Source organism: Marinilabilia salmonicolor JCM 21150 (assembly GCF_000259075.1).
Lineage (GTDB): Bacteria > Bacteroidota > Bacteroidia > Bacteroidales > Marinilabiliaceae > Marinilabilia > Marinilabilia salmonicolor.
Genome location: NZ_AJKI01000011.1, coordinates 344,068 through 363,388 on the forward strand (window position 1 = coordinate 344,068; position 19,321 = coordinate 363,388).

General features: G+C 42.1%; 13 protein-coding genes. 6 read left to right on the forward strand and 7 right to left on the reverse strand.

The annotated features are described in order from the left end of the window. Nucleotides 1–249: 249 nt before the first annotated feature. Both W7W_RS0108580 and W7W_RS0108585 read right to left on the reverse strand, forming a co-directional pair. On the reverse strand, nucleotides 250–2,412 hold the full coding sequence (locus tag W7W_RS0108580; RefSeq protein WP_010663387.1) for an APC family permease: 2,163 nt from the start codon (nucleotides 2,410–2,412) through the stop codon (nucleotides 250–252). A gap of 146 nt (nucleotides 2,413–2,558) precedes the next feature. Then, nucleotides 2,559–3,419, reverse strand: a complete 861-nt coding sequence (locus W7W_RS0108585; protein WP_010663388.1) for a sugar phosphate isomerase/epimerase family protein — start codon at nucleotides 3,417–3,419, stop codon at nucleotides 2,559–2,561. A 250-nt stretch (nucleotides 3,420–3,669) separates the two neighbouring features. Here W7W_RS0108585 and W7W_RS0108595 point away from each other — a divergent pair, with 250 nt between their 5' ends. After that, nucleotides 3,670–3,861, forward strand: coding sequence for a cold-shock protein (locus tag W7W_RS0108595; protein WP_010663389.1), 192 nt, complete (start codon nucleotides 3,670–3,672; stop codon nucleotides 3,859–3,861). 111 nt (nucleotides 3,862–3,972) lie between these two features. Here W7W_RS0108595 and W7W_RS0108600 read toward each other — a convergent pair whose 3' ends face one another. Then, complete coding sequence (locus W7W_RS0108600) at nucleotides 3,973–7,101, reverse strand: ATP-binding cassette domain-containing protein (RefSeq protein WP_025006749.1); 3,129 nt, start codon at nucleotides 7,099–7,101, stop codon at nucleotides 3,973–3,975. A gap of 141 nt (nucleotides 7,102–7,242) precedes the next feature. Beyond that, nucleotides 7,243–8,082, reverse strand: a complete 840-nt coding sequence (locus tag W7W_RS0108610; protein WP_010663391.1) for a hypothetical protein — start codon at nucleotides 8,080–8,082, stop codon at nucleotides 7,243–7,245. A gap of 286 nt (nucleotides 8,083–8,368) precedes the next feature. On the opposite strand from W7W_RS0108610, the gene W7W_RS0108615 reads away from it, so the two are divergent. Continuing rightward, complete coding sequence (locus W7W_RS0108615; protein WP_010663392.1) at nucleotides 8,369–9,136, forward strand: T9SS type A sorting domain-containing protein; 768 nt, start codon at nucleotides 8,369–8,371, stop codon at nucleotides 9,134–9,136. Between the two features lie 75 nt (nucleotides 9,137–9,211). Here the strand turns inward: W7W_RS0108615 and recJ are convergent, their stop codons facing one another. The 3 genes from recJ to lipA all read right to left on the reverse strand — a co-directional run bounded on the left by recJ (nucleotide 9,212) and on the right by lipA (nucleotide 12,625). Then, nucleotides 9,212–10,930, reverse strand: coding sequence for a single-stranded-DNA-specific exonuclease RecJ (gene recJ / locus W7W_RS0108620; protein WP_010663393.1), 1,719 nt, complete (start codon nucleotides 10,928–10,930; stop codon nucleotides 9,212–9,214). A 121-nt stretch (nucleotides 10,931–11,051) separates the two neighbouring features. Next, nucleotides 11,052–11,759 carry a lipoyl(octanoyl) transferase LipB gene (gene lipB / locus W7W_RS0108625; protein ID WP_010663394.1) on the reverse strand — a complete coding sequence of 236 codons (708 nt, stop codon included), beginning with the start codon at nucleotides 11,757–11,759 and terminating at the stop codon, nucleotides 11,052–11,054. Continuing rightward, nucleotides 11,759–12,625, reverse strand: coding sequence for a lipoyl synthase (lipA, locus tag W7W_RS0108630; protein WP_010663395.1), 867 nt, complete (start codon nucleotides 12,623–12,625; stop codon nucleotides 11,759–11,761). The genes lipB and lipA overlap by 1 nt, the downstream gene beginning before the upstream one ends. Nucleotides 12,626–13,295: 670 nt before the next feature. On the opposite strand from lipA, the gene lysS reads away from it, so the two are divergent. The 4 genes from lysS to purH all read left to right on the forward strand — a co-directional run bounded on the left by lysS (nucleotide 13,296) and on the right by purH (nucleotide 19,307). Next, on the forward strand, nucleotides 13,296–15,020 hold the full coding sequence (gene lysS / locus W7W_RS0108640; protein ID WP_010663396.1) for a lysine--tRNA ligase: 1,725 nt from the start codon (nucleotides 13,296–13,298) through the stop codon (nucleotides 15,018–15,020). Between the two features lie 173 nt (nucleotides 15,021–15,193). Further along, entirely contained in the window at nucleotides 15,194–16,189 is a 996-nt protein-coding gene (locus tag W7W_RS0108645) for an NAD(P)H-dependent glycerol-3-phosphate dehydrogenase (RefSeq protein WP_010663397.1), read from the forward strand. A 64-nt stretch (nucleotides 16,190–16,253) separates the two neighbouring features. Continuing rightward, nucleotides 16,254–17,597: a glucose-6-phosphate isomerase gene (locus W7W_RS0108650; protein WP_010663398.1), complete on the forward strand. Its 1,344-nt coding sequence runs from the start codon at nucleotides 16,254–16,256 to the stop codon at nucleotides 17,595–17,597. A 183-nt stretch (nucleotides 17,598–17,780) separates the two neighbouring features. After that, nucleotides 17,781–19,307: a bifunctional phosphoribosylaminoimidazolecarboxamide formyltransferase/IMP cyclohydrolase gene (gene purH, locus W7W_RS0108655; protein WP_010663399.1), complete on the forward strand. Its 1,527-nt coding sequence runs from the start codon at nucleotides 17,781–17,783 to the stop codon at nucleotides 19,305–19,307. Nucleotides 19,308–19,321 lie beyond the last annotated feature (14 nt).

The window sequence follows — 19,321 nt, forward strand, 5'->3', positions numbered from 1 at the left end:
ACTGCAAATATACAAATAAAAAGGGAAACCGGCAAGCCACAACCCGCACCACTACTGACATACAAGCAGTTACAACACCCCCCGCAATGAACCAGGAGAGAATATCACTTTCAGTTTTCCTTTTTTTAATTGTCCGCAAAAACCCACAAGGCACATCAAACTGACACAAAACAAGAAAACCTGCTATCAATTTGACAGCAGGCACTCCGGATTTCTTAAATATTACGATGTTTGATGCTTCCGAATCCGTCAGCTTAATATTTCTTTAAAAGCAATATCGTGTGAAGCAACCACAAACAATTTTCTCGGGATGGTGGCAGTTTTTTGTTTTAAATCTTCAAAATAATCTGAAAATTCATTATCCGGCTTTTTCAAGCCGCAAAGTACCAAATCTGCACCTTGGGAGTCTTCGGACAAAATCTGAAAGAAGTTTCCCTGTTCACTCACAAGAATTTTTCGCCTGAACTCAACACGAATAGAAGCAAGTAAACTATCAAGGTTTTTTCGCGCCTCGGTGGCAGCTTTGTCCGATGGCACCACCATTTTTATGGTAACAGACACCTGTTGCCAATGAGGACTATTCTGCATCATATATGCCAGCACCATCATTAAGCCACCGTTGCCCTGAAGCCCTCCCCACCACAAATCAACATTGATTTTATTACGACTTGGCAAGGGTTGATCATCCTTAAGAATAATCACATTCTTTCGTGATTGATAAAAATGGGTAATCATCTCAGCATAACTTTGATGATGAGATACATCTGTAGTATCCCCCAGAAGAATCGTATTAGGTACAAGTGGTCCAAGTCCGTATGCATTGCTCAAATACCTGGCTCCGGAAAACGGATCCTGCGCCCTGACTACACGAACCAAAGAGCGAATATTCTTATCAAATAAATAATCACGGATTTGCTTCTCATATTGATAGATTTTATCTTGTGCCACTTTCTCTTCAGGCAGTATGGTTGCCACAGTAAACAGCCCTTTTTCCTGAGCAAGTCCGCTGGCAAAATCAATCAGATGCCAACGTTTCATGGGAGCCCCGCTAAAGACAAGGATATTGGGACGCCAGCTTTTGGCATCATCCATAGGTTTTACCTTGAGCATCACAAAACGGGCTATTTGCAACAACATACCGTTGCGCACATCACCCCAGGTAGTTTTTAACCTACGGCGGCGGAGCCAAATTAAAACACCCATAATAAAAACAATGGCAAGAACCGTAGCCAGGGCATGTATCAGAAACATTACCGAAATACATCCGATGGCACCAATAACAGAGAATCCCCAGTGAACCTTGAATTTAGGACGGAAGGAGGGACTCTTTAAAAAACGTTCAATTCCGGCAGTGACATTCAGAATTCCATATGTGGCCAGAAAAAACATGGTCAGAACAGGAGCAATAGCATCTAAATCCCCCAGTATAACACAAACAATAGTAATAATAATGGTTACAATAGTGCCTCCACGTGGTATTCCCTCTTCTCCGTAACCGGTGGCCAGAAAAGACCATTTCTTAGGCACCACATTATCGCGCGTAAGAGCCTGAAGCACCCGGGGAGCACCAAGCAAACTCCCCACCGCACTGGACAGGGACGCACCCCAGACACCCAACAGAATAGCCCCTCCCCACAGGGCAATTCTTCGCATAATGAGGGGATCCGAAACAAGTGTTGACGCATCGGCACGTGAAGCGAGAATTATCGGTAATGCCATATAAATCAAATATCCTGTACCCACAGCCAGGAATGTACCACGGGGGATGGAACGCGATGCATTCTTTAAATCGCCTGACATATTCACACCAGCCATAATCCCGGTTACTGCAGGGAAAAATACCGCAAAAACCTGCCAGAAACCAACGGATCTAGCTGCCGGCACTCCCCACATTTCAATACTTGAATTTTCAATGGCACCGCCAAAAAAGAGAGACAAAAGCGACAGAACAATCACAAAAAGAATAACGTATTGGGCTTTAATGGTAGCTTTTGTGGAAAAAAGGGCCAATCCGCCAAGAGCCAGGGTGGAAACTATTCCAACAACCTTGATATTCAAAGCCGGGAAAATAGCCACCAGACTCTCTGCAAACCCCATAACATATAAGGCTACAGAAAAAGTTTGCGCCAGGTAAAGAGGAATACCCAAAGCTCCGCCGATTTCAACCCCCAGCGATCGGCTGATCATATAATAAGCACCTCCGGCTTTTACCTGCGTATTGGTTGAAATGGAAGCAATGGACAAGGAAGTAAGAAACGTTATGGAGGTGGAGAGTGTCACAATCAACAAAGTCCCAATAAGCCCAACATTCCCGACAACCCATCCAAATCTCAGATACATTATTACTCCGAGAATGGTGAGAATAGAAGGAGTAAAAACTCCCCCAAAAGTTCCAAGCTTTTTATTGTTCATCCCGTAAAATCAGTAATGAAAATTAATAAATACAATCGCCATTCCAGCGACCGAATGCATATCCTGACTAATTCATCAATTATTCAAAGATAAAAAAAGCCGCAGCAAAAGATTGCCACGGCTCCGAAAATAATTCAATATTCTACCTATTCAGAATAGGAGTTCCTTACAAAATCAGCATTCTGAAGAAATTCAAGGCTCTTTTCAACGCTAACCAACGGGTCAAAATCATACTTTTCCACTTCTACAATTAGATAATCAACCCCGGCTTTATCAGCCATCGCAAAAGACGACTCAAAATCCATTTCACCACTGGCACCCAATTCTTTCTCATCCTTCACATGCAGGTGCAGAAAACGTCCGGGATAATTGTTAAAATAATCCACAGCATTTTTCCCACCCTCTTTTATCCAGTAAAGATCCAACTGAAAAAATACATTTTCCGGATTGGTGTTCTGAAGCATAAAATCATAAATAACTTCCCCCTCAAGTTCCGCAAACTCTCCATCATGATTGTGATATCCAAAAATAATTCCGTTCTCACGACATCTCTTCCCTACTTCATTAAAGTATTCACAATACTGCTTCAATCCCTCCAGAGAGTTGTATCCTTTCTCTCCCATCCAGGGCTGAACAATATATTTTACCCCTGCAGCAGAATGCGCCTCAATACATTGATCCCACCAGGCCATTGTTGAATCCCAGTTAGCTGAATCAGGAAGAGCCTGACCGGTATGAGAGCTCAGAAAAATCATTCCGCTCTCTTCTACCAGCGACTTGAATTCCTTAGGTTCCATTCCATAAAATTTGCCATCGCCATATCCGGCAGCTTCCACAAATGTGTAGCCCATTGCTCCTACACTTTTCACAGTCTCCACAGGAGCCTCTTTCATGGCATCACGAACCGAATACAGCTGAAGCCCTATTTCTTTCTTCTCTTTTGTTGTACACATAGCAAATGTCGTTGCGATAAAAACCATCACCAACGGAAAAATTGTTTTTTTCATGATTTTATAGTTTTAAGTGTGTGTTTCTGCTTCCAACATTAAGAAAGCATGTTAAAAATAATAAAACCAATGAGATAAAATCATTCAAAATGGACATTTTCTTAAAAAAAGTATGCAAAATTCCGGGAATGTTCTTTTATTTGTATCATAAATAAACCTCATGAAGGATTTTGATAGTCAAGGTGGTAAAAGAACCCCAACGATTATCTTAAGCCTCATGAAATGAATAACAAATTAATTTCTTATTAAAATGAAAACAGGAAAAGTAAAATTCTTTAATGAAACCAAGGGTTTCGGATTCATTAAAGAAGATGAGTCAGAAAAAGAGTACTTTGTTCATGCTTCCGGTCTTATCGACAAAATCAAGGAAGATGATGATGTTACTTTCGAACTCGTAGAAGGTCGTAAAGGACTGAATGCTGTTGATGTTAAATTGGTTTAGAATATATATATTTCAACACCAGATTACATTAAGCTTAAAAAACGGGCATTTCTTTAACCGGAATGCCCGTTTTCTTTTTCTAAACAGTCCTTAATCACGCAACTAGAAAAATCAGGTTCCGAGCTTCTGTAAACGACGGTTCAAACGACGAAGCTTAAAGGTCTCAAAGTAGCGGATTACACGACGCAATATATCCAAATACAGGGTTACGTACAGGACACCCACACCTAACCAGACAACCAACATATTAAACCAGGGTGTTGAAATGGTCACTGCCCCCAGTTTCTTAGATGGTGAATAAAAGTGAGCCCGGCCCCAATCTCCTTCAGGAGCCATATATCCGGGATGCTTCTTTCTAACAATTCTGCCATCTGAAAACACAAATTGCTCCACACTCTTCTTTTTCAATACAACATCCGACAAAGCTTCATTGTGATAGTCCTCTTTATAGGCAAGTACTGCTTCCGAACTCCCATATTCATCAATTAAATCTTCCATTATAGCATTGCGTTGCCGGCTATATCGCTGATATTCCCTGTTAAAAAAATCTCTCGCGTCAACAAGAACCTCTTCTGCACTCACCAAAACCTTCTCGGACCAGGGAGTATCAGGGGCAGGCACTACTCCGGAAGGAAGCAAATCCGGAAACAACTCATGCAGCTGTTCAAGGGCGATGTAAACCTTCTCCTGATAAACCATCTGCTGATCAGACTCGTTACGTTGTGCGGACCATTCGGCAGCCTCCAGACTTGTCAGTAGTTCCGAAATCAGGGTCGTTGCATAATAAGAGTTATTACTCATTTTCTGTTCCGCATCGAAAAAGAGTGCATCAAAGTCGTTGTTTTTAAACTGATTCACCGCCAGTGCTTCATACGACCATCGGGACACCATTACATCTCCAATTCTCGGCACAAATCGCTCATTGGCAATAGATTTATGCAATTTATCAAAACTGACAATAACTCCACTAAACAAAAGATGCGGCACCAGTATCAAAGGAATCAATACATAAATGGCAACAACAGAATTCAAACCACTACTGATATTCAAGCCAAGCATATTGGCAAAACAAGCAGTGGAAAATAGTATCATCCAATAACTCCAGGTAAGACCTTTTATCTCCAGGATACTGTTTCCAACCAATACAAACATTAATGTCTGAATGGCGGAAATAGCAAAGAGAATGAGAATCTTACTATTTAAAAAACTAAAACGGCTCAAATTCAGAAAAGACTCCCTCTGCAGCAGTTTACGGTCCTTAATTATTTCCTCGGCACTCACATTCATGCCAATAAAAAGGGATACTACCACGGCCATAAACAGGTAGGCAGGAATATTTACATTTCCGGCAAATACGTATGCTGAAGCATCACTTCCGGTTCCCACCAGATACTTGGTGAAGAAGGAGAGAATAAGTGCCAACACCGGTACTTCCAAAAAATTTATCAGCATATACTGACGATCTTTGAGTTTGGAAAGTCCGTCTCGAAGGGTATAAATCCAGAACTGACGTCTCCGGTTGGGGATGTTATAGAGGTTGTCCGGCAATGGTTCTTTACGATCCATTTTCCGTTTGGACTTCCACTGAAATTTACTCTCAAAATTTTCAAGGTAGTAACGATACCACTCCTCGGGTTTTACTTTACGTTTACGAATGAGCTTACCGTAGGGGTTCACCATTCTTGCCTCCACTATTCGCAACACCTGTTCCGACTTCACATTGCCGCACACATAGCACTCCCGTTCCTCTGGGTTGACATAATTGGCCATCTTCTTAAAATAAACGATGGCATCCATTGGATTGCCGTTAAAGATGATGTAACCTCCTTTGTCAATCATCAATAGCTTATCCAACATTTTATACAAGTCAGATGATGGTTGATGAATATTGATGATCACCAGTTTCCCCTTCAGAACCTGTCGTTTGAGTAGCGACATTACCTTCTCCGAATCCATAGACGAGAGCCCTGACGTTGGCTCATCAACAAACAGAACCGATGGCTCACGAATAAGTTCCAGAGCTATATTCAAACGTTTACGCTGACCACCACTAAGGATTTTATTCAACGGATTTCCTACTACCAGATCACGGGCTTCCACCAGGTCGAAATCCTGAAGCGCATTGTCCACGCGTCTCAAAATCTCATCTCGGCTTTGATCACTAAAACACAATCTTGCATTAAAATAAAGGTTCTCAAAAACAGTCAGTTCCTCTTTCAACAGATCGTCCTGCGGAACATAGCCAATAACCCCCTCCAGGTGCTCCTTATCCTCATGCAGGTCGTAACCATTCAGTGAAATTTTACCGTTGCTCAGCTTATAGTTTCCATTCAGTACATTGAGCAGGGTTGATTTACCTGTTCCGCTCCCCCCCATGATGCCAACCAGCTGGCCTGATCGTCCTGTAAAACTAAAACGATGAATCCCAATCTGATTGTTATTAAATTTATAAGAGACATCCACCGCCCTGTAGATAATCCGGGCTTTATCGATGCGATGGATAAATTTTTCAGCCACTCGTCCGTAATAAACCGGAGGCATTCGGGAGGTTTTAATCACGGCCCCTACAGCCAGGATATAGGTTCTGTTTTGTTCAACCTTATGTCCGTTGAGATAGAGGTTGCGGGAGCCTGAATACCTGAAAATAAAAGTCTTGGTACTTCTCACCCGCAGCACCCAAACAATAACCTGCTGTTTGGGGTTATAAATATTTTTCACCCTTGAATCGGGGGAATCTTTATCACCGCTGATATACAACAAAGAACCTTTGTCTTCTACCTCCTCCGGCGACTTTAGAATAAAAGTTTTCAGATTATCATAATCCTGAGCATCAATTTTAAGATTCTCTGCCAGCAGATCCACAAAATAGTGTTCCTCTTCACTGATGGTGTCTTCCTTTTTCAGGAAATCCAGCAACTGGACAAAAAGAATAATTTTTGGCTCCTGTTCCAGTTCCTGATTGATCTGATTACATATATTGAGGATCCTTGTTTGATTATCTGATGATTGTTTTTCAAGCAGTTCCTGATTACCACTGTCGATGTGCGCATGATACCGGGCAAGAAATTCATCAAACTTCTCAAGATATTGCTGAACGTACTCAGTATTAAAATGCCTCCCCAGAAAATCCTCCACCAAAAACCGGGCCCTGCCGGTTTTACTCTCAGTTTTAATATCGGTAAGCAGCGCAAAAAGCTTCATTAACGACTCCAGCAGAGCTTCACTTATTGTTTGTTCCATTGCAGGCATACTTTATTCATGTGAAGATACAAAAAAATACTCGCCAACCCAGAGATTCCAAAACAACTCCGGCAATATCAAAAAAAAGCCATTCCGGTTTTTCAGAATGGCCATTTTTTTTGTTCCGTGGTTTAGAATACACTATTCCACAAAGTCATTTCTGACCTTTGTTACCTCTTGAATAATCATATTCATCTGTTTCTCAGAAATAGCATTGTCTTCCACCATATTGTATACCCCAGCCAGCGGTGTCAACTGCTCAATAACTGCAGCTACGGCAGGATCTTCATCATATTTCTCCATTATCTCCAGAAGCTTATTCAGCGAAGATTTTTGTTCCATCACAATTTTCACCATCTCTTTATTCTGATAGGTGTCTTCAGAAATATTGGTAGTAATATAAAGTGCCTCCACCCAGCTTCCGGCAAGTACAAGCATACTTACGGAACCGCGTTGATTAACATTCAGGAACTCATATGTATCATAAAAAGTATTGGTGATAATTTCCACCAGTTTATCCTTATTGTCCTCATTCTGCTCTACCTGATCAAGGATATCCGAAGGCAAAGCACTGGTAATATTTAAAGCATCAATCAGTTTCTTGGATGCTTCCATATAGGTAACAATCTGCTGCTTCTGATTATAGGTACTTGCATAACTCAAATCGGCACCATAAACCCCAAGATTCAGGGCTTGCTTGGTTTCGGTGAGGTATTTATCCACATTTTCGGCAGAGTTCGATAAGGTAAGAATGTAAGAAGCTCCGATTCTGTTAAGCATCTCAGTGACTTCAAAAGAAGTAGGAAGGGGATATACAAACTCCCGTACATCCTGTTCAATCTCTTCTTTATCAATTTTCTGCGTTGTAACAGATTTATTCTCTCCTTTATCATCCTTCTTCCGGCCCGACTGACAGGCAGAAAACACCAATGCTACAGACAAAACAATGGCAATCAATGGTTGGCTAAGCAAATTTCTCATAGTTAATCGCTTTATTTTTGTTTTGTACAAATATACAACACATCGTTAGATTTTTGAATGCTTAAGATGAGATAATTATTAAGCTTTTTGCGTATTGTTAAACAGAATCTCTTTATCTGCTAAATCAATCTACTCACAACTTGTTTTATCCAGTTCATCAAGTACTAAAACAAAACCATAAAATACCCTATACCATTCATGCTCATCACTTGTTCTTTTCCATCCTGTTCTGTACTTTTGTTAATATTACTTAATAAATCTTACCTAAACCTTTAAGCTAATTGTTATGAAGAAAATTTACACGTTGATTGCTTTAATATTTTGTACAACCGCGTCTTTTGCTCAAAATGAGGTTATCCTTGCAGATTTTGAAGATGGTAATTCCCCGATGTACATTTGGGATCAATCAACTCCAACCGTCGAAAGTAACCCTGGATCCAATTCAGTCAACTCATCATCATTCGCTTTAAAGTTCAATCCGGATGGATGGGGAAACGGGGCAGCCTTATGGGCAGAAGAAGGAGATCTTTTTAAACCCAATTACATTTCCTATTCTATAGATATCTTTGTTCCTCAATTTCCTGGAGGAATAACCAACGCAACAATAAAATTACAGGGAGACAACAGCATTTCAGATCCAAATGCTGGTGACTATGCAAGTGGAATTAAATATGAAAAATACCAGAATATTACAGTGGAAGGAGAATGGGTTACCCTGACTTACGACATTACAGACAATGAGGTCTTTGACTTTAAACAACTGGCAATTCAATCGGATATCACCGCTGATATCTACATAGATAATCTAACTTTTATTAAAGATCCTGCCCTTTCTGTGAATGACGACATTCAATTTGATGCAAAAAATATTCTCACTTCAAACGGAACCATAAAAATTAAAAACTGCATGAGCAGCAACGTTGCTATTTACTCCCTTTCCGGCGCTAAAGTTTTCAATCAGAACAATGCAGGTGGAAATATCTCAGTAAATGTAGCTCCGGGCCTATACATAGTGGTTGTGGACAATACAACAACTAAGCGAGTTGTAAATTAATCAACTAAAATACGAAAAACGACAACCCATCCCCAAAATATGCACCCGGCATCTTGTCGGGTGTTTTTTATTAAATTAATCTTCCCTGAAATTGATATCCTTCACCATCAGCTGAAACGGCTGATGATTGTCGTAGAGACTTTCCTCAATAGTATAGCAGATATTAAATGGTTGCGACTTTTTTATTTTCTCCAGCAAGTGTCCTTTTCCAAAAGCAATTCCCTTAATTATCTTAGGCGATGTACTCTCAATCATTTCCAGTTTCAGATGCTCTTTCTCTTTTCCGACCACTTTACTGGTTCCAAAATCATAAACATTCCGGGTGACAAATACAGGTTTCAGATTTCTGGGTCCATAGGGGCGAAAGCGCTTCAAATTTTTAAAGAAATCAACCGTAATATCACCGAGCCCGATCTCTGCATCAACCTCAATCTGAGGGACCAACTGCTCCGGCAGAATGGTCTCAGAGACAATCTTCTCGAATCGTTCGGAAAAAGCACTGATGTTCTCAGGTCTGAGGGTAAGTCCGGCAGCGTAAGTATGTCCACCAAAATTCTCGAGTAAATCCTGACAAGCCTCAATGGCATGATAAAGATCGTACCCATCCACCGACCTTGCAGAGCCTGTAATCATTCCCTTCGACTCGGTAAGCACCACGGTTGGCCGGTAATAGCTCTCGGTAAGTCTTGATGCAACAATCCCAATCACCCCTTTATGCCACTCGGGATGATAAAGAACGGTTGCTTTTCTCACTTGCTGAGCATCATTATTCTCCAGCAAGGCCAGTGCCTCACGTGTAATATTTCGATCCAGATCCTTGCGGGTTTCATTGCACTCATTAATGGTACAACTCATGCCGTAAGCCTTGTTTTCATCCTCACTTACAAGTAAAGCTACGGCATCCTTGCCGGATTCAATGCGTCCGGCTGCATTAATTCTGGGACCAATTTTGAAAATGATATCACTAATGGTCAGCTCTCTTCCAGCCATTCCTGACACACGGATTATGCTTTTTAGACCAATGCCCGGGTTTCTGTTAAGTTTCAGCAGTCCCATATCTGCCAGAATCCTGTTTTCTCCGATAATCGGAACCACATCAGAAGCGATACTTACCACTACCAGATCGAGAAACTGAAAAAGAAGCTCATCATCAATTTTCTGTTGTACACACAGTGCCTGCAGCATTTTAAATCCGACACCACAGCCCGACAGATTTTTTTCGGGATAAGAACAATCGGATCGTTTGGGATCGAGGCAGGCAGCTGCCTTTGGCAATATTTCCCCGGGAGTGTGGTGATCACAAATAATAAAATCCACTCCCCGCTCACGGGCATATTCAATTTTCTCAACGGCTTTAATGCCACAATCAAGAGCAATAATCAGCGCGGTATTATCCTCAACCGCCATATCAATGGCTTTGTAAGAAATACCATAACCCTCATCATACCTGTCGGGAATGTAATAACTAATTTCGGGAATAAATTTTCTCAAAAAGGAATAAACAAGCGCCACACTCGTGGTTCCATCCACATCGTAGTCGCCATAAACAAGGACTTTCTCATTTGCAGAAATAGCTTTGCGGATGCGATCCACCGCCTCCTGCATATCTTTCATCAGGAAGGGATCATGAAGATCTGAAAGGCTGGGGTTGAAAAAGGTACGTGCTTCCTCACTGTCTTTCACGCCTCGCAAAGCCAGAAGCCGTCCCAAAACTGGTCCTATTTCTTCGAAAGCAGATAGCTCTGCTTCAATTTCACTTTCGGGGTTTTCTTTTATGCTCCATCTTTTTTCCATTTCGGCACACTCACTTTTGAGACAGTAAATTTTCTCAAAAAATACATTTTTTCAAACGATTCCGGCTTTTATAATCCGAAAAGTTATCAACAGACAACAGGGAACAAAAACTAATTCACTGCTACATTGTCACAAAACTTAAGCCAAAGACCTTTTGAAGATGATTTTTTAATTTCGTCTTCACTTCTGCCATATCTACCTCCCTGCTCAACTCTTTTTGCAGGGAAGTTACTCCCTTGTCCACAAAACCACAGGGATTAATATGATTGAAATACTCCAGATTGGTATTTACATTGAGGGCAAATCCGTGCATAGAGACATAGCGACTGGCCCGCACTCCAATAGCACAGACCTTTCTTGCCTGTGAGGTGTTGGCATCAAGCCACACGCCAGTGGCCCCGTCCAGACGCGAAGCCTCAATACCGTATTCGGCTACTGTCAGAATAATGGCTTCTTCAAGCTTATGAATATATTCCCTGATGCCAAGTTCCATCTGCTCCAGATCAAAAATTGGATACCCGACAAGTTGCCCGGGACCATGGTAGGTAATATCCCCACCACGGTTAATTTTATAAAACTGAGCATCAATTTTTTTCAAAAAATCATCCTGAATAAGCAGATTATTAGCCTGCCCACTTTTTCCCAGAGTGTAAACATGCGGATGCTCACAAAAAATCAAATGATGTTTAATTGGCCTCCGGCTTTCCGGACTTTCCCGGTTAAAAAGTTTGCTGTCAACAACCCTGGAAAACTGGACTTCCTGGTAATCCCAGGCCTTTTTGTAGTCAATTTTTCCAAGGTCTTCAAATATGGTAAACGATTCACCCATTATTTCAATGCGTTAATATGTTTTTCGGCATGATAAGAAGAACGGACCAGCGGACCACTTTCCACATATTTAAATCCTCTCTTCAAACCCTCTTGTTCGTAAAAAGCAAATTGCTCCGGAGTAACATACTCCACTACGTCCAGGTGCTTCGGCGATGGCTGAAGATATTGCCCGATGGTAAGCACCTTCACCCCTGCTGCAATCAAATCATCCATGGTTTCCAGTACTTCTTCTGGTTGTTCTCCAAGTCCGACCATAATTCCCGATTTGGGTACAACCCCTGTGGATGCAATGTATTCCAACACCTTCAGGCTTAAATCGTATTTAGCTTTACTTCTGATCTGAGGTGTCAGCCTCCGTACGGTCTCCAGGTTATGACTTACCACTTCCGGTTCTGCATCAATCACCTGCTGAATAAGATGCTTAAGTCCGTTAAAATCGGGAATTAAAACCTCCTGCGTAATACCCGGGTTCATCTCTTTAACTTTACGAATGGTCTCAGCCCAGACACCTGCTCCCCCGTCTTCCAAATCATCCCTGTCAACCGAGGTGATCACGGCATGTTTCAGCTTCATTATCTGAATAGAGCGGGCAATACGGAACGGCTCCTTAAAATCCACCGCATCAGGCTTTCCGGTTTTTACATTACAAAACTTACATGAGCGGGTACAAATGTCACCCAAAATCATGAAGGTTGCAGTACCATTGCCCCAGCACTCTGCCGAGTTCGGACATTTCCCACTGGTACAAATGGTATGTAGCTTATGGTCCCGGATGGTCTTATTCATCCAGTTATAAACGCTTGTATTGGGTAATTGAATTTTCAGCCACGCAGGCTTTCTTCTTCGCTCAGATACTATATTCATTCGATTAAAATTTTGTAATTGCCTGATAAAAACTAATTATAAATTTGAGAACGAATGGAACCGCTTCACTCTCTCATAATATTTTTTAAACATCTTCTCTTGTGATATTTTAGGCTTAAAAAATATCATGCTCGTTTCATCCATATAAAATTTGTTTATTAAGGTCTGATACAACTCGCGATTTCTTTATACATAGACTTTTGTGCCAGATTTCTTTGTACATAAACCGGCATAGCCGAGGGAGAAATCAAAGCTCCATGCTCGTTTCATTATATTGTCTTTTACAGCTCACCACAATTTCTAAACCTGCAAGTTTAATTAAAATGATTTTAAATAACAATGAGTTTTTCAAAGGTCTTTTCCCTGCTCCTGATTGATAACGCATTGAGGCAAATAAAACAGATTGGAAACTGAAAAGTTTTATCCGAATCCTTTACCCGTCTTTGGGGAAAGCATTAATGTTCTGTTAAGACAAATTCTAAGAAGTTAACAGCCCGGGAATTGGTTTTCACAGGTAATCACTATCTTTGTGCTGTTTTTTTTATTTGACCGGCTCATTGTCTGTAGATAAAAACAAGCATATTTACCGTCAGCGGGTTCCATTAGCCGGAACTCTCACCGGGTTTATCGAATAAAGAAATTTTCCGAAGGACAAACAATACGCTATTTTATGAACCAACTGGAACTGAGCGAACAGGAAATTATCAGACGAGAGAGTCTGAATGAATTGGAAAAACTGGGAATTAATCCTTTCCCTGCGGAAGAATTTCCGGTAACCCATTACAGCGAAGACATCAAGAAAGGCTTTGAAGAGCATGCTGATGATTTCAAAGAAGTGAGTCTTGCAGGTCGCATCATGGGGCGACGCATTATGGGAAGTGCGTCTTTCGCAGAGTTAAAGGACAAAAAGGGGCGAATTCAGATATATCTTCGCCGCGATGACATTTGTCCTGAGGATGATAAAACCTTGTACAACACCGTATTTAAAAAGTTGCTTGACATCGGCGATATCATTGGCATCAAAGGATTTGTTTTCAAAACCCAGATGGGCGAAATTTCGGTTCATGTCACGTCTATGACCGTATTGGCTAAGTCTCTCCGACCTTTGCCGGTTGTTAAAGAAAAAGACGGAAAAGTTTACGATGCCTTTTCAGATCCTGAGCAACGCTACCGCCAACGGTACGTGGACCTTATTGTTAATGATCAGGTGCGCGACACCTTCAGGAAAAGAACGCGCATCATTAACTCCATGCGTGAGTTCTTTAACGCGAACGATTACCTTGAAGTAGAGACCCCCATCCTTCAGTCCATTCCCGGCGGTGCTGCCGCGCGTCCATTCATCACCCATCACAACACTCTGGACATGCCCCTTTACCTGCGTATTGCTAACGAACTATACCTCAAGAGGTTGATTGTTGGTGGTTACGAAGGAGTTTATGAGTTTGGAAAAGACTTCCGCAACGAAGGAATGGATCGCACCCACAACCCGGAATTTACAGTAATGGAGATCTATGTAGCCTACAAGGACTACAAGTGGATGATGGATTTCACCGAAGAGATGATTGAAAAAGTGGCGCTTGACTTGCATGGCAATACAAAAGTGCAGGTGGGAGACAACATGATTGACTTTAAGCGCCCCTACAAACGCATAAGTATGCTCGACTCCATTAAAGAACATACAGGATACGATATTGCCGGAATGGATATTGCCGGCTTACGTAAGGTTTGCGATACACTGGAGATTGAATATGATGAATCGATGGGCAAAGGAAAGCTGATTGACGAAATCTTCGGCGAAAAATGTGAAGCATCCTACATTCAGCCAACTTTCATTACCGATTATCCGGTGGAAATGTCACCGTTGTGTAAGAAACACAGAGACAATCCGGAACTTACTGAGCGCTTCGAACTGATGGTCAACGGCAAGGAACTGGCCAACGCTTATTCGGAATTGAACGACCCCATTGATCAGCTGGCACGTTTCCAGGATCAGTTAAACCTTTCGGAAAAAGGGGACGACGAAGCCATGTTTATCGACATGGACTTTGTTCGTGCATTGGAATACGGAATGCCCCCCACTTCAGGAATGGGCATCGGCATTGACCGCCTTACTATGTTGATGACCGGGCAGAGTACCATTCAGGAAGTGCTGTTTTTCCCGCAAATGCGCCCCGAAAAGAAAAAAGAACGCGACGGAGAAGAAAAGTTCACCGCTATCGGTGTTCCTGCCGAGTGGGTGCCTGTCATCTACAAAGCAGGATATCTCAAAGTTGATGAACTGAAAGAGAGTAACCCCAACAAGCTCCATCAGGAATTGTGCGGACTCAACAAGAAGCACAAACTGGGCCTTCAAAATCCGAAACCGGATGAAGTTAAAAGCTGGGTGGAAAACTAGTAGTGCATTCGCTGAATAGTATTTTGTGATCGCACTACTATATCAATCTTTTTAACATTAAAGGTTTTAATAATTCATATCTAACAGACCAAAGGAACCAAATCAATGACATTTGTCGTTGCATTCGGCTTCTGTCTATCAATAAATTTGCAGAAACCAAAACAGACAGGCACATGGATGAAGAATCGACCATTGGTATTATAGGAAGTGGCAGTTGGGCCACGGCCATTGCCAAGATGGTAATGAATAATTCAGACAGACTGAACTGGTACTTCCGTGAGCAAGAGCACATCGACCGGTTTCGTAAGATGGATCACAACCCCAATTACCTTACATCAGTGGATTTTGATACCGACCAGATATTCTTTTCCACTGATATCAATGAAATTGTGGAGAACTCGGATGTGCTCATATTTGCCGTACCTTCGGCTTTTCTTAAAGAGTCTTTGGAATCGCTTCGGACCCCGCTGAAAGACAAATTTGTTGTTTCTGCCATCAAAGGGCTTGTGCCCGATGAGAACCTGATTATCGGCAGTTTTTTCAACAAACACTATGAGGTCCCTATTGATTCTATTGCAGTTATTTCGGGCCCCTGCCATGCAGAAGAAGTGGCTCTGGAAAGACTCTCATACCTTACGATTGCCTGTCAGGACATCAAAAAAGCCAGAATCTTTGCATCCCGGTTAGCTTGTTCGTATATTAAAACGACGGTAATCGATGACATTTACGGCACCGAGTACTCAGCCGTACTCAAAAACGTAATGGCCATTGCCGCAGGCATCTGCCACGGGCTGGGGTATGGAGACAACTTCCAGGCAGTACTCATTTCCAACGGCATACAGGAAATTAAGAGGTTTGTAGACACAGTTCATCCTATCACACGCGACATTAAAAGTTCAGCATATCTGGGTGACTTGCTGGTGACTGCCTACTCTCAGTTTTCAAGAAACCGTACTTTCGGAAATATGCTGGGAAAAGGCTATTCGGTAAAAAGTGCACAACTGGAGATGTTGATGATTGCCGAAGGATATTATGCAGTAAAAAGCATTGTGGAGATTAATAAAAAATACAAAGTGAACATGCCCATCACCGAAGCGGTTCACAATATTATTTATGAAAAAATCTCACCCGCTATTGAAATCAAACTGCTGACGGATCAGTTGAGATAAGAGGAATGAGGGTTGAAGTTTAGTCGCAAAAAATATAAAAACAGAAAGATAAATACATAACGCTATGAAGAACCTTACCATTGATGTGTCGCAGGTTGCTCCGGAAGTAACCCAGGACATGATAAACAAAGAACAGGACAATATCCTGAAACAACTGAAGACACTTACCGACAAAAGCGGAAAAGGTAATGACTTTCTCGGATGGCTGGACCTCCCCGAAAATATTGACGGAGATCAGGTGATGGCCATGGAAAAGACCGCAGCCAGACTGCGTGGAAAAGCCGACTTCGTGGTAGTTGTGGGTATCGGCGGAAGCTACCTGGGAGCAAGAGCGGTTATCGATGCCCTGAACGATTCGTTTGATCAGCTGAAAGGCGACCGGAAAAACCCCGCCATTCTTTATGCAGGTCAGAACATAGGAGAAGATTACACCTATGAATTACTGGATCTGCTCAAAGACAAATCTTTTGGTGTGATTGTTATCTCCAAATCGGGAACCACCACAGAACCGGCCATTGCTTTCCGTGTACTCAAGGAACTTCTGGAAACGAAATATGATAAAGAGGAAGTAAAAGAGCGCATCGTAGCCATAACCGATGGCAGCAAAGGAGCTTTGCGCACACTGGCGGAGCAGGAAGGGTACGAAACCTATGTAATACCTGACGATGTGGGCGGACGCTTCTCGGTCCTCACACCTGTAGGATTGCTTCCCATTGCCGTTGCCGGATACAGCATCAGCGAACTGGTAAGAGGTGCCAAAGAGATGAAGGCACTTACAGGCACCGACATTCCTTTCGATAAAAACCCTGCTGCTGTTTATGCGGTTGCACGTAACCTGCTTTACCAGAATGGGAAGAAAATTGAAATCATGGTCAATTACCAACCCAAGTTACATTACGTATCTGAGTGGTGGAAGCAGCTTTATGGTGAAAGCGAAGGAAAAGAGAACAAGGGAATTTTCCCTGCGGCAGTTGATTTCACTACCGACCTGCACAGTATGGGACAATGGATTCAGGAAGGTGAACGTTCTATTTTTGAAACTGTGGTTTCTGTTGCCGCGGCCAAACACCGGGTTTTAATTCCCCGCGATGAAGCCGATCTGGACAAGCTGAACTATCTGGCGGGGAAACGCATCGACGAGGTTAACAAAATGGCCGAGTTAGGTACCCGCATTGCCCACACAGACGGGGGCGTGCCCAACATTAAAGTAGAAATCCCCGAACTCAACGAATATTACCTGGGACAACTGCTCTACTTCTTTGAAAAAGCATGTGGAATCAGCGGTTACACATTGGGAGTTAACCCCTTTGATCAGCCGGGTGTTGAGGCCTACAAGAAAAACATGTTTGCCCTGCTTGGCAAACCGGGTTTCGAGCAGGAAACCGAAGCCATCAAAAAAAGGCTTTAACCTTAAATATAAAGCTGTCTGACATTCAGGCAGCTTTTTTTATTTATTTTACAGCTCTCTGTCAGCAACAATGATACAATAATCATTAAATTCACACCGGGGTACACAAATTAAAGATCGGGTGTTGTTAAATGTTCTCTTTTTCTTAATTTTGCGTCAATTCCGAATAAAATTGTTAAAACAATGACAGCCACAAAAAAGATAAAATCTGCCTTAATTTCAGTATTTCACAAAGACGGTCTTGATGATATTGTAGCTCAACTGGATAGACTGGGAGTCACCATTTATTCCACCGGAGGTACGCAGTCCTTCATCGAAGGCCTGGGAGTAAAAGTACAATCTGTAGAGTCACTAACAAGTTATCCCTCCATTCTCGGAGGTCGTGTAAAAACGCTTCATCCTAAAATATTCGGAGGAATTCTGGGCCGAAGAGATGACGAAGATCACAGGAAACAGATGTCGGAATATGAAATTCCTGAGATAGATCTTATCATTGTGGATCTTTATCCTTTTGAAGATACCGTTGCTTCAGGAGCATCACATGCCGACATCATTGAAAAAGTTGACATTGGCGGAATCTCTTTGATACGTGCTGCAGCCAAGAACTATAAAGATGTAGTGATTGTACCTTCCAAAGACCAGTATGCACAGCTACATGATGTGCTTGTCAACAAAAAAGGCGAAACCACCACAGAAGACAGAAAATCATTTGCTACCGCAGCTTTTGCTGTTTCTTCGGGCTACGATGCTGCCATCTTCAATTATTTCAACAGCGATGATACTTTCCCTGCTTTTCGAAAGGCTGTCAATGAAAGCAAGCCTCTGAGATACGGAGAAAACCCGCATCAGAAAGGAACATTTTTCGGGAAATTTGAAGAGCTATTTGAACAATTGCATGGCAAAGAAATTTCCTACAACAACCTGTTGGATATTGATGCCGCCGTTGCTCTTATTGCTGAGTTTAAAGAAACCACTGTAGCTATACTGAAACATAACAATGCATGCGGACTGGCATCCAGAGATCAGCTTTCCGAAGCCTGGAAAGAAGCACTTGCCGGAGATCCTGTATCTGCTTTTGGTGGAATCATTATTACCAACAAACAGGTTACAGCCGAAGTGGCAGGAGAAATAAACAAAATTTTCTTTGAGGTAATCATTGCACCGGGCTACGACCAGGAGGCATTGGATATTCTTCAGCAGAAGAAAAACCGGATTATTCTGATTCAAAAACCATCCTCGCTAAACACCTATAATTCCAGAACACTTCTTAACGGAGTGCTGGTACAGGAGAAAGACCAAAAAACTGAGTCGCGTGAGGGGCTGACTACTGTTACCTCCAAGACACCGTCAGAGAAAGAAATTGAAGATTTACTATTTGCCAATAAAATAGTAAAGCATTCCAAATCGAACGCCATCGTACTGGCAAAAAACAAACAACTGATTGGGAGCGGAATCGGCCAAACATCAAGAGTTGATGCGCTAAAGCAAGCCATTGCCAAAGCACAGGCATTCGAATTTGACATTGAAGAAGCTGTATTGGCCTCCGATGCCTTCTTCCCTTTTGCCGACTCGGTGGAAATTGCCGCTGAATCAGGAATCAGTTCAGTGATACAACCCGGAGGTTCAGTGCGGGACAAAGACTCTGTCGATTTCTGTGATGCACACAATATGTCCATGGTGTTTTCGGGCACTCGTCATTTTAAACATTAACAAAACCAAATACA